The organism is Tunturiibacter lichenicola (assembly GCF_051013355.1).
Lineage (GTDB): Bacteria > Acidobacteriota > Terriglobia > Terriglobales > Acidobacteriaceae > Edaphobacter > Edaphobacter lichenicola_F.
Genome location: NZ_CP132944.1, coordinates 2,150,493 through 2,162,450, shown reverse-complemented (window position 1 = coordinate 2,162,450; position 11,958 = coordinate 2,150,493). Strand labels below are relative to the sequence as shown.

Sequence of the window (11,958 nt, the reverse complement as noted above, 5' to 3'; positions counted from 1 at the left end):
TTGTAATCGGGGGATGCTAGACTGCGCGGATGATGCGGCTTTTGCGATGTGCAGCCTGGATGCTGGTTGTTGTGGCAGTTTGCGGACGAGTCGATTGGGCGCAGACGCAGAGCGCTGGATGCGATGGTGCGGTTGTGTTGAAGGCGGGCAGGAGTGGACCTTGCGCGGAGCTGTCGAAGACGATTGCAGCGCTGCTGGAAGCTCCTGCGGTGGCTCGAGATCACTGGGGGATTGCGGTCATCGGGATGGATGGCGCACCGATCTATTCGTTGAATGAAGGGCAGCTGTTTCAGCCGGCGAGCAATGCGAAGTTGTTTACGACGGCGGCGGCCATGGCGTTGTTGGGGCCAAAGGCGACGTATGCGACGAATCTGTTGGCGCGTGGAGTGTTCGGTGATGGTGGGACGCTGACGGGGCATCTTGTTTTGGTCGGCAATGGCGACGCGAACCTGTCGGGGCGTGTGCTGCCGTATGTGGCGCCAATGGAGGGATCAAACGGATCGAAGGCGGGGTCTACTGAAGAGCCAGATCCGTTGCGGTATTTGGAAGAGATAGCGGATCAGGTTGCGGCGAGTGGGTTGAAGAGTGTGAAGGGCGATGTGATCGCGGATGACACGGTATTTCCGTGGGAGCCTTATGCGCAGGACTGGGCGATTGACGATGTGGTTTGGGGATATGGCGCGCCGGTGTCGGCGCTGACGATTAATGACAATCAGATTAGGGTGACGGTGAGCCCTGGTAGTGCAGTGGGTGCGCCGGTGAGTGTTGTGATCGATCCGACGGTGCCTTATTACACGCTGGAGGTCTCTGCTACGACGGGTGTGACGAAGAGTCGGAGCGCGATTCAGTTCGAGCGGGCGCTGGGATCGAAGGTGCTGCGGATCTATGGAACGATTGGACTGCATGGCAAGCCGGATGTGGAGGAGGTCGCGATTCAGGATCCAGCTGAGTATGCGGCGATGGCGCTGAAAGGGATCCTGGAGGCTCGGGGGATCGTTGTGAGTGGTGTGGCTAAGGCTCGTCATCGGGTGTTGCTGGATGCTGAGAGTTTTAATCGTGAGTCGGGCGTGGTTGTCGATGCTGAGACGAAAGACACCTCTCCGCAGCAGAGGCTTGAACCGCCGGACGATGCTGAGTTTGATGCCGCAATGACTGGTGAAGAGAGAACGGTCGCGACACATCAGTCGACTCCGCTGCTGCAGGATGTGGTGGTGACGAATAAAACGAGCCAGAATCTGCACGCGGAGTTGCTGCTGCGTCAGTTGGGTGCGGCGCGAGGACGGGACGGAACGGTTGCTCAGGGGGCGAAGGTGTTGCGGCAGTTCCTACTGAATGCGGGGCTTGATAAGGATGATTTCGTTTTCTTTGATGGATCGGGGTTAAGTGGACACGATCTTGTTACGCCTCGCGCGAGTGCACGGTTGTTGCAGTATGCGAGTACGCAGCCATGGTTTGCAGATTGGAAGAGCAGTTTGCCGGTGGGAGGGGTGGATGGATCGCTTGAGGGACGGTTTACTACGGCGCCGTTAAAGGGGCGTGTATTTGCGAAGACGGGGACGCTGGGTGGGGCGCGAGCACTGAGTGGGTATGTGGAGTGTGCGAGCGGGCGCACTGTGATCTTTTCGATCATGGTGGGGAATCATCTTCCGCAGACGAATGTGGATCGCGATGTGACGAACAAGATTGTTGCCGCGATTGCAGCGGCAAATTAGCGACTTTGCAGATGTGTGGGAAGAGAGTAATTCAGGCTTAGAACACTTAGAATGAAGAGATGCAGAGTAGTTCTTGTCTGGTGATGCAGAGCGTCAACGTGTGTGGCATTTGATGGACGCGACCACATTGCATGTATTGATTGTGATCTTTTTTGCCACTCTGTTTCGATCGGCATTTGGGTTTGGCGAATCGCTAATTGCCGTTCCACTGCTTGCACTTTTTATTCCGCTCAAAGTTGCAACGCCGCTCTCTGTGCTGGTCTCGATTACGATCGCCGCAGTGGTGGTGATGCAAGACTGGCGGAAGATCCATGTGCGTAGTGCTGGCTGGCTGGTGGTGTGTTCGCTCTTTGGCATACCGGTGGGGCTGTTGTTGCTGACGAGCACTCATCAGCAAGCTGTGAAGATTGTGCTCGCAGTTTTGATCATTGCTTTTTCAATCTATTCTCTGTTCGGTCGAAAGCCACCTGATCTGAAGAACGATAGTGGGGCGTGGCTATTCGGGTGTGGATTTGCTGCGGGAGTGATTGGGGGAGCCTTTGGAATGAATGGGCCTCCGCTGGTGATCTATGGGGCGATGCGACGCTGGTCGGCACAGCATTTTCGTGCGACGCTGCAGGCATATTTTCTGCCGGCGAGTTTGATTGGCGTGGTGGGGTACTGGCTGGCGGGGCTTTGGGTTCCCGCTGTGACACACTATTACCTGATGTGTTTGCCGGTTCTGCTGCCGGGGGTGTGGCTGGGCAGAGTGGTGAACCATCGTCTGCATGGAGATTCGTTTTTGAGGTACGTTTACGTGGGGCTCGCGGGTATTGGAGTTGTCTTGCTGGCGGAGTCCCTGCGTGGATAAGGTGAGATGGACGGGATGAAGAAGTTTTTTGTTTTATTGGTTGCGTGCGTGTTGGCAGGATGTAAGTCGGTGCCGCCGCCTACGCCGCTTGCGGACTTGAATGCGCAGCAGATGCGAGGGCACGCGGTGTATCAGACGCATTGCGCTAGTTGTCACTACGACCGCAAGGATGCGACGCTGCATGGGCCGGCGTTGATTGGGATGTACAAGAAGCCGTATCTGCCGAGTGGTGCGCCAGCTAACGATGAACGCGTGACGGCGACGATTGTGCATGGACGCAACCTGATGCCGGCGCAGGGAGACAGGCTGGACCCGCAGGATCTTGATGATCTGCTGGCTTATTTGCATACGTTATGAGTGAGACGAATGAGGTAAAGAAGCTCGAGGCAAAGGCGCACGGCATGTTGCCGGGTGTCGCGGGAATTTGTGTGTTCATGCTGGTGCTGACGCTGGTGAATGCGTTCGCTGCGTTGAATGGCAGATTTGGCGTTGGCGGCGGGAAGTATGGTGTGCTGGGGTTGTGTACGTTGCTGGCGGCGGGGGTGTTTGGGTTGCTGCGGCTGCGTCGGTGGGGATGGGCGCTGGTGTTGGGCGGGTGTTTGACGCTGAGCCTGGGTAATCTGTTTGTGTTTGAGAAGACGCATGCTGGACCGTTCTTGCTGCAGGGGCTGTTTGCGCTGGTTTTCTTTCTTTATCTGGTGAGGACGGAAGTTCGGGACAGGTTGCGATGAGCTGGTGGCTGCGGCATATCGGGTGGTGGCCACCGTTGTTTGGGACGGGGATCAAGGTGACGCGGCTGGATAAGGATCTGCGTGCGATTGATGTGGAGATGCCGCTGCGGCCGTGGAATCGGAACTATATGGGGGTTCAGTTTGGCGGGTCGCTGTTTGCGCTGACGGATCCGTTTTACATGATTATGCTGGCGACAAATCTTTCTTCGGATGGGGGGCCGGAGGTTGTGGTTTGGGATAAGGCGGCGTCGATACGGTACAAAAAGCCAGGATTGGGGCGGGTTCGGGCGGAGTTTCGGCTGAGCGAGGAGCGGTTGGCGGAGATTCGGAGGGCGCTGGAGGTGGAGGGGCGGACCGATGCCCGGTTTGTGGTGGAGGTGAAGGACGATGAGGGTGGGGTGGTCGCGGAGGTGGAACGGGTGGTCTATTGCGCGACAAAAACTGCGCATGCGGAGCGGAAAAAAATGCGGGGTGGTGGCGGGTGATTTTTTGCGGTTTTGCTGGTGTTTTTGAAGGGGGTTTTGGGAAAACCGGTGTTTTTGTGTGGTGTTTTGGTGGTGAGTTTGTGGTGCATTGCATGGTGGAACGTGGTGTTTCGCGGCGTGTTTTTGAGCGCTGAAAAATACGCCAACTTTTACAGATTATTTTCGTTTATTTTTGCCAGGCGGGCTCGGTAAGGACGATGGGGCGTCGTTCCGTTTGGTAGGATGGGGCGCATGTTAAGTCGACGGACTTTTGGACGCGTGATGGCCGCGGCGGTTGCGGCGCGGGTGACGAGTGGGAGTGGTTTGATGGGGCAGGTGGCTGGTTCCCAAACTGCGACCGGGCTGAGTGCTGGCACGACTAAGTCGGGGCCGCAGTTTTCCGTGATGATGTGGGCGCTGAATAAGCAGGGTAGCTTCGAGGAGAACCTAGAGCGCGTTGCGGAGGCCGGGTACCATCACGTCGAGCTGGTGGGTGAGTTTGGAAAGTGGTCGGATGAGGACTGGCGACGTATTCTCGCGCGAATGCAGGCGCTGAAGATTACCGTGGACGCTACATCGGGGGTGAAGGCGGGATTTGCGGACCCATCGGGTCAGGATGCGTTTCTTGCCGAGTTGAAGGGGTTTATTCCGGCGGTGCAGCGGCTTGGGTGTGGGCAGATCATTCTTTTGTCAGGGAAGCGGGTTGAAGGTGCGGCGGCGGGAGCGCAGAAGGCAGCCTCGGTTGAGGCGCTGAAGCGTGCGGCGGATGTTCTGGGGGCGGCGGGGTTGATGGCAGTGATCGAACCGATCGACCGGCTGGAGAATCCTCCGATCTATCTGGATACTGTGACGGAAGGATTCGAGATTGTGAAGGCCGTGGGGATCCCGCACGTGAAGGTGCTGTACGACCTGTACCACGAACAGAGAACACATGGAAATCTGATCGAGAAGCTGGAGCAGAATATCGATGAAGTTGGGTTGATTCATATTGCCGATGTACCGGGACGACATGAGCCGGGGACCGGCGAGGTGAACTATGGGAATGTCTTTCGGAAGCTGGGGGAGCTGCATTACAACCGCGTGATTGCGATGGAGTTTTATCCGACCGGAGATGTGGTGGAGACACTGCGCAAAGCGCGTGAAGAGGCGATGCGGGGGATGGGTATCGCGGGGTAGTCTGCGGCGCGATGATTTATGCGCGTTGATGTATGCGAAGGCATCTGCCGCTTTTGCCGCGTCAGGTGTATCCGATGATTGAGATCATCATCAGATGAGATCCAGTTGTGGCTCGTTCGGCGTTCGTCCGAAGAGCCACAATTTTTTTTGCGCTCGATGAAGCAGTCTCGGTCCTGCTTCCCTTTCAATTACCGATTAGGTCGAGCGTCCCGTCGATGAAATATTCCGGCACGAAGCGTCGACGTGACTTCAATGGATTTTGGGTCGATAATCTTTTTTGCTAAACGGCTTTCCAAAATGCGCGGACTTGTGTTGAGTTCTATCGAACGCGTTTCATTGGGAGATTTTATGGAGTCGAGTGATCGATCGCCCAATCGAAACAGGCCCTCTCCCCTGGTGCCCCTCGTAATCTGGGCCGTGTTCTTCTCGGGCTTGCTACTACAGCTGTTTTCGCCTCATCTGCGGATTTCCCATGATTCGTTCGTCATCCCCCAGGATGCTGTGAGTCAAGGATCGGTGATTGATCCGCGGGCCCTGATAGCAAAGGAACGAACGATCCAGTTGTGCTCAGCCCTGCTTACGCTTGCAGGAGCTATCGGCCTCGCTCTGTACTATCGGCGCACTTTACTCAAGTACGTGTCCCGCAGCCGCGAATAACGATCACAGAAGGATGTGACACATGAAGATTCTGCAGCGCCTCGGCCTTTTCGCCGTGTCCCTTATGGTTGTGGCTGCCCTCACGGAAGTCGTGGGGAAGGCTGCGATCACAGTGATAACGCCTAACTCCGCAGTTGTGAATTACTCGCTTGCGCCGGGTGCGACGAGTTCGGGCATCACGCCTGTCACCAATCAACCGGTCATCGTAATTGGATCGGACACAACAAATACCGACTTCGGTGTCAGCACGGTCACACTGGTTCACGTTCCCACCTTAGGAATGAGATGGGTAGGAATAGAGCCTACAAGCGGCGCGATCGTTCACACCGGAGGCACTGCGGTGGGGACACATATCATTTGGATCGACTTCGCTAACAAGGTCGGTCTCCAGGTACTCAGTGCTGACGAGTTTGTCATCCATAACGGAGGCACTACAATCCACACCGGTAGCGTCAAGCTAATCTGGTAAGCCGAGATCTGCCAAGGAGCAAAAAAAATGAAAGCAAGCTCATTTATTCGGCGCTACGCAGGCTCGTTTCTCGCAGTAGTCGTTACGACGCTTACGTTGGCTATTGTAGGAAAGGCCTCGCAGACGCTCAGCGTCCCAAATGCCTCCGTCATCACCTTCACTTTGGCGCCCGGTGCGAGTAGTGCACCGATAACCCCTGTGACGAATCAGGCCGTGTTTATTATTGGAGCCCAGACGACTCTTGGGTACCGCGGCGTTGCCATGGCTACGATCCTGCACATTCAGTCGAGCTTCATCGAGTGGGTCGGATTGGAATCCACATCTGGTGCCGCCATTACGCAGGGATTTAGTGGGGCAGCAGGGACTCATATCCTGTATCTGGACTTCGATCACCTGGTCGACGTACAGGTCGCGAGCCCAGATACGATCTTGATTCACAACGCCAACAGCGTCACTCAAACCGGGAACCTCAAGCTCATCTGGTAGGGGAATTTATGATTCGTCAACTTCGATGGTTTCGAAAGCTCGCGCCGGTGGGATGCTGTTTTGCCCTCAGTTCTGTCCTCGCGGCAGCGCAGAGTTCGCAAGCAGTGGTGGAGACCAATCAGCATAACGATTCAGCGCGGCAGGCGGTTGCTGAAATTCCCGCTGACGTCGATGCGCCCGTCGTGGCGAATAAGCTACTGCTGGAGTTTAGCGATCGAACGGTATTGGCGAGGGCCGAGGTGTTGAAAGAGATAGATGCGTCCCCCGCTATCGATCACACGACTGCCGTCTCGATCCTGCAGAATTCGCTGCATGATGAAGATCCGCTGGTTCGGGAGACAGCGCTACGCGCGCTGATCCGTCGCGACAGCACAGAAGATCCTGTTCTGTCGGAAGCTGAGGTCTCTTCGTTTCAGGGCGAAGACGCCGAACTGGCCAAAGTTCATTTTGCTGCGAAGCAGGGTGACAGGGCGACGCTGCGAGAGCTGATTACGAACGGCGATGCGGTGGTGCAGGAGAGTGCTTTCGACGCGCTCGCGACAAATGACGTAGCTGAGGCTGTGCAGGTGCTGCACGCAGAGCTGAGAGATCAAAGGTCTTTGTACAGGCTTCAAACGTTAGAGCTTTTTGTGCGCAGCGCTTATACAAACTCTTCGAGTGAGTTGCTGCCGGTTTTGCAGGAAGCCCAGGAAGACAAGGACCCGCTGGTTCGTGACTACGCGAAGCAGATACTTAAAGAAAAGAAAGCGGAAGCCGCGAGTAGTCAGGAGCGCGCGTAAGCGATCGCTGTGCCTGCTTTATTCCTGTGCCTGCGCGCCTCCCATGAAGGCAGCCGCTCGATTGGCGCTGGTGGTGGCTTGAGCTGACGTTATGGGTACGCATGGATGCTGTGCGCCTGTCTGCATGGATGCACCCGGCGTTCGCATCTGTCCGGCCGGGCATGGCTGGAGAAGCGGCTGTGGCCGCAGATCAGCAGGCAGAGGAGGGGCTTCGGCTACGCCCTGCAAGTTCTCATTTTGCTTCGAGCCTGGCCATGCGTAGGGAGCGACACGGATGGGTCCGTAACCCATCACAGGGAACTTCGTTGGCACGGCAAAGCTCTTGTCTACCAGAACGAAAGCAGACTCGGCTGTTTTGCCGAGCAAGCGCTGATCCGAGGACAACTGCACAATATGTTCACCTACGGTTACAGTAAGGGTCTTGTCGTCGAAGGCTTTCTTTTGTTCGACTGCCCCCGGGAATGGTGCGTTTGATACGACGGTGGTGCCGATGCCGGGAAGGTAGAAGTAGACGTACTTGAGATCTTTGATCTCGTAGTTCAGCGCTGCTTTGCCTGTCATGCCATCGACGGTGAGTGTGCCGCGCGTGATGGAGACGGAGACGATCTTTGGCGGCTTCTCTTTGGAGGCGTGAAGCTTCTTTCCGTTTTCGTCGTATCCGAGGTTGTCTTTGCTCTGCATCAGGGGTTTGCCCTGCAGGTCGAAGAGGGGGTGTCCGAATTTGTCGCGCTGCTGGCGGATAGGCGGGTTGAACATGAGTTTGCCGTCGGGATCCTGGCGCTGATTCCCCTCTTCATCGAGCATGGGGGTTGGCGGCAATACCACCAGTGTCATTGGCCCTGTGTACTGCTGTTTGCCTTTCTTTTGCTTCGCAAGGGACGCCGGTTGAAACTGAGAAGAAGGGGCGGCTTGTGGAGTTGAGGAGGGCGTGAGGCTATTTTGCTGCGCGAGCGTGCGCCCGGTTGAGGTGAATGACATTGCTATGACGAGCAATCCAGAGAGTGATCCAGTATAGGTCCGCACCATGAGGCTGTCCTCCGTGTCTCTCAAACGTGCAGCTGTCCTGGACGCGTGTTGGTGTCGCAGGATTTGCTACGAGGAGCATAGCCGGGGTAATGACCCGTTCGATACTTTTCCTGCGGTTACCTAGTACAACTTTGGTGGTATGGCGATCCTGATTGTGTATTACGAAGTTGTGGACTGTGATATAGCCCGCCCGCAGTGAACTGTGCTTCGAAGCGACTCCACGAAGCGGTTGATCTCCTTCGGATTCGAAATGGAGAAGTGCAAATGCAAAGACAGGGGTCCTTCGCTGTGCTCAGGATGACGGCCGAAAACTAGCAACGACAAATGCAATAGCAGGTGCAGGTGCAGGTGCAGGTGCAACAGCAACGGCAAATGCAACAGCAACAGCAAATGCAACAGCAAATGCAACAGCAAATGCGGGGGTCCTTCGCTGCGCTCAGGATGACAGCCAAAAAACGAGCAACAGCAACAGCAACAGCAACGGCAGCAGCAACGGCGACAGCAATAGCAACAGCACGGCAACAGCAGCAGCAACGCAGCGGCGATTGGCGGTGCGTTGGAGGGCTTCTAGTTGTTGCGGAGGGCTACTATGGGGTCGATTCGAGAGGCTCTGCGGGCTGGGATGTAGCCGGCTAGTAGAGCGACCAATCCTAGTAAGAGAATCATGCCGAGGAATGCTGCGGGGTCGGTGGGTTCGGTGCCGAAGAGCAGCGTGGCGATGAGGCGCGATGCGGCGAAGGATATTGTGGTGCCGATTGCGATGCCGATGATGGCGAGGGTCAGGGTTTTGAGGACTACGCCGAGTTGCACTCGCGATTGAGTTGCGCCGAGGGCCATGCGGATGCCGATCTCCTGAGTTTTTTGCGTGACGGAGTAGGAGATGACGCCGTAGATGCCGAGGGCCGCGAGGATGAGGCCGAGGATTGCGAAGATAGAGACGAGCATGACGAAGAATCGGCGAGGCGAGAGGGCGTGCTCGACGAGTAGTTGAAGGGGTTTGAACTCGGTTGCGGGCTGGCTGGGGTTGATGTCGCGGAGCGTGTTCATGACACTGGCGGCGAGGACGTCCGGCGGTAGTTTGGTGCGAACGACAAGCTGCGCTCCGTCAGGTCCCTGCTGGGTTGTTGGGAGGTACATCTCCCAGCCTCCGGTGTCTTCTACGTTGCTCTCGCGGACGTCGGCGATGACACCAGCTACTATGACGTCGTCCTTGCCGATCTTTGCAGTGCGGCCGATGGGATCTTCGCCGGGCCAGAGGCCTTTGGCGACAGACTCGTTGATGATGACTACTTTTTGGCTGGTGTGGGAGTCGTCCCAGGTGATGTCGCGGCCTTTGACGAGATGCATGCCGATGGATCTGAGGTAGCCGGGCGAGACGATGTAGACGAAGGTGTCCTGAAGCTCGCCCTTGTGGAATTCCTTGCCCTTGGCAGTGATGCCCCAGCTGCGATTGCGGCTGAGTGGGAGGTTGTCGGAGATGCCTGCATCTTCGACGCCGGGAATTGCTTTGACGCGAGTGATGACGTTGCGCCAGATTGCGGCTCGCAGGTCGGGATTGTCGAGGTCGTCGTAGTCGACCTGAATGGCGGCGGCGCGGCTGGGTTGGAAGCCTAAGTCGATGTCGAGGACGCGAAGGAAGCTGTGAAGGAGGAGACCTGCGCCGACGAGAAGAACACATGCGAGGGCGACCTCGGAGATGACGAGGATCGAACGCAGGCGCTCGTGTTGACGGCCCTCGCTGGTTCCGTGGCCGCCGTCTTTGAGAGACTCTTGAATATGGTTGCTGGACATCCTGAGGCTCGGGACCAGGCCGAAGATGGCTGCGGTGAGTATTGCGATGAGTACGGTCCAGGCGAGGGCGGTGCCGTCGACGCGGATGCTGTTGAAGAGTGGAAGTGCGATGGAGCCTTGATGGGCGAGCCAGGAGACGACCGCTGATGCGGTGATGAGACCGAGGAGAGCGCCTGCGCTGGAGAGGACGAGGCTTTCGGTGAGGAGTTGGCGGATGAGGCGGGCGCGGCCTGCACCGAGGGCGCTGCGGAGGGCGAACTCTTTGCCGCGTGCGGCGGCGCGTGCGAGGAGAAGGTTCGAGAGGTTCACGCAGACGATGAGAAGGATCATGCCGACTGCTGCCCATAGGACGATGAGAGAACGGCGGAGCTTGCCGCTGACGTAGTCTTTGAGGGCGAAGAATCGGGTGGTGTATTCAGGCTTCCAGTCGGGATGGGTGACGTCGGCGTCGAGTTTGGGGAAGAGGAGGTCGGCTTCGGATTGCGCCTGCGCGACGGTGACTCCGGGCTTGAGGCGGCCGACGAGTGCCATGGTGTTTCCCCAGTGACGGATCTCGTCCATGATGGCGGGCGTGTAGATGTCGATTCTGGCGCCCGGAGAGAAGACGGCACCGAAGTCGAAGGTGTCGGGCAGGACGCCGACGACGGTGACGGGTTTGCTGTCGAGGGTGACGGCCTGGCCGACTATGTTTGGATCGGCGTGGAACTGGCGCTTCCAGAAGGCGTGGCTTAGGAGGGTGACGGGGCGGCTGTTTTTCAGGCACTCCTCGGGTGTGAAGAGACGGCCGAGAGTGGGCTGGATGGCGAGGGTCTTGAAGAAGTTGTCGGCGACCATGAGGCCGGTGACGGGCGGGTGCTGGCCGTTGCCGATGAGTTTGTAGTTGTCGCTGGAGGAGAAGGCGAAGTAGCCGGTGACTTCCTGAAAGGAGCGGTTGCGTTGCTGGAACTCCTGCATGGCGTCGGCGGAGTAGGTTGCGCTGGACTCTCCGCCTGGTGCGCCTGAGCCGGCGAGGCGCACTAACTGCTCAGGGTTGCGGAAGGGGAGGGGTCGCAGGAGGACTGTGTTGACGACGCTGAAGACTACGACGTTTGCGCCGATGCCGAGGCCGAGGATGATGACGGCGATGAGGGTGAAGGTGGGATCGCGACGAAGGGTGCGGAAGGTGAAGCGGAGGTCTTGAAGGAGGATGTCGAGCCATGGGAGGCCGCGGGCTTCGCGCTGTTGCTCCTTCGCTTGTGGGATGCCGCCGAAGCGGATGAGCGCTTTGCGACGGGCTTCGTCGGGTGGCATGCCTTGTTGCATGTTTTCTTCGATGGCTAGTTCGAGATGGCTTTGGAGCTCGGCGTCGAGGTCGGCATCGCGCTGCTGTTTATGGAAGAAAGACTGAATGCGGTTCCATGCTTCGCGGAGGGTGGTCATCAGGCCTCTCCTTCGGATGACATGGTGAGGACTCGGCCCATGACGCTGGAGAGACGGTGCCAGTAGGCGGCGTCCTTTGCGAGCTGGCTGCGGCCGGCTTTGGTGATGGAGTAGTACTTGGCCTTGCGATTGTTGTCGGAGGTTCCCCAGGCGGCGGAGATCCAGCCGCGCTGCTGGAGGCGGACGAGTGAGGCGTAGATGGTGCCTTGGTTTAGGATGAGCTCGTCGCCACTGACCTGCTCGATGCGGCGGGCGATGCCGTAGCCGTGAAGAGTGCTCATGGTGGTGAGGGTCTGGAGGACCATGAGATCGAGAGTGCCCTGGAGCAGGTCGAGTTTTGATTCCGGCATGATTGAAGCTCCTGTGGTGGCTCCTGTGCGACGGCCACATAAGTGTGC

12 protein-coding genes are annotated in these 11,958 nt (G+C 57.6%); 9 read left to right on the top strand and 3 right to left on the bottom strand.

Going from position 1 to position 11,958, the window contains the following annotated elements; genetic code table 11:
* Positions 1-59 precede the first annotated feature (59 nt).
* The 9 genes from dacB to RBB82_RS09215 all read left to right on the top strand — a co-directional run bounded on the left by dacB (position 60) and on the right by RBB82_RS09215 (position 7,324).
* Positions 60-1,712 carry a D-alanyl-D-alanine carboxypeptidase/D-alanyl-D-alanine endopeptidase gene (gene dacB, locus RBB82_RS09255; protein WP_433974838.1) on the top strand — a complete coding sequence of 551 codons (1,653 nt, stop codon included), beginning with the start codon at positions 60-62 and terminating at the stop codon, positions 1,710-1,712.
* A gap of 73 nt (positions 1,713-1,785) precedes the next feature.
* Positions 1,786-2,562: a sulfite exporter TauE/SafE family protein gene (locus RBB82_RS09250; protein ID WP_433974837.1), complete on the top strand. Its 777-nt coding sequence runs from the start codon at positions 1,786-1,788 to the stop codon at positions 2,560-2,562.
* 15 nt (positions 2,563-2,577) lie between these two features.
* The gene (locus RBB82_RS09245) at positions 2,578-2,919 is read left to right on the top strand and encodes a c-type cytochrome (protein WP_433974836.1); all 342 of its coding nucleotides are present in this window, start codon (positions 2,578-2,580) and stop codon (positions 2,917-2,919) included.
* The gene (locus RBB82_RS09240) at positions 2,916-3,293 is read left to right on the top strand and encodes a hypothetical protein (RefSeq protein ID WP_433974835.1); all 378 of its coding nucleotides are present in this window, start codon (positions 2,916-2,918) and stop codon (positions 3,291-3,293) included. Before RBB82_RS09245 ends, RBB82_RS09240 begins: the two co-directional genes overlap by 4 nt.
* On the top strand, positions 3,290-3,778 hold the full coding sequence (locus RBB82_RS09235) for a DUF4442 domain-containing protein (protein WP_433974834.1): 489 nt from the start codon (positions 3,290-3,292) through the stop codon (positions 3,776-3,778). The genes RBB82_RS09240 and RBB82_RS09235 overlap by 4 nt, the downstream gene beginning before the upstream one ends.
* 231 nt (positions 3,779-4,009) lie before the next feature.
* Positions 4,010-4,933, top strand: a complete 924-nt coding sequence (locus RBB82_RS09230; RefSeq protein WP_433974833.1) for a TIM barrel protein — start codon at positions 4,010-4,012, stop codon at positions 4,931-4,933.
* 679 nt (positions 4,934-5,612) lie between these two features.
* Complete coding sequence (locus RBB82_RS09225) at positions 5,613-6,059, top strand: hypothetical protein (RefSeq protein WP_433974832.1); 447 nt, start codon at positions 5,613-5,615, stop codon at positions 6,057-6,059.
* 27 nt (positions 6,060-6,086) lie between these two features.
* The gene (locus RBB82_RS09220) at positions 6,087-6,545 is read left to right on the top strand and encodes a hypothetical protein (RefSeq protein ID WP_433974831.1); all 459 of its coding nucleotides are present in this window, start codon (positions 6,087-6,089) and stop codon (positions 6,543-6,545) included.
* Positions 6,546-6,553: 8 nt separating this feature from the next.
* Complete coding sequence (locus RBB82_RS09215) at positions 6,554-7,324, top strand: HEAT repeat domain-containing protein (protein ID WP_433974830.1); 771 nt, start codon at positions 6,554-6,556, stop codon at positions 7,322-7,324.
* Positions 7,325-7,342: 18 nt separating this feature from the next.
* Here RBB82_RS09215 and RBB82_RS09210 read toward each other — a convergent pair whose 3' ends face one another.
* The 3 genes from RBB82_RS09210 to RBB82_RS09200 form a co-directional block, all read right to left on the bottom strand.
* Entirely contained in the window at positions 7,343-8,350 is a 1,008-nt protein-coding gene (locus tag RBB82_RS09210) for a hypothetical protein (RefSeq protein ID WP_433974829.1), read from the bottom strand.
* 567 nt (positions 8,351-8,917) lie between these two features.
* Positions 8,918-11,560: an ADOP family duplicated permease gene (locus RBB82_RS09205; protein WP_433974828.1), complete on the bottom strand. Its 2,643-nt coding sequence runs from the start codon at positions 11,558-11,560 to the stop codon at positions 8,918-8,920.
* Positions 11,560-11,910 carry a PadR family transcriptional regulator gene (locus RBB82_RS09200; RefSeq protein WP_433974827.1) on the bottom strand — a complete coding sequence of 117 codons (351 nt, stop codon included), beginning with the start codon at positions 11,908-11,910 and terminating at the stop codon, positions 11,560-11,562. Before RBB82_RS09200 ends, RBB82_RS09205 begins: the two co-directional genes overlap by 1 nt.
* Positions 11,911-11,958 lie beyond the last annotated feature (48 nt).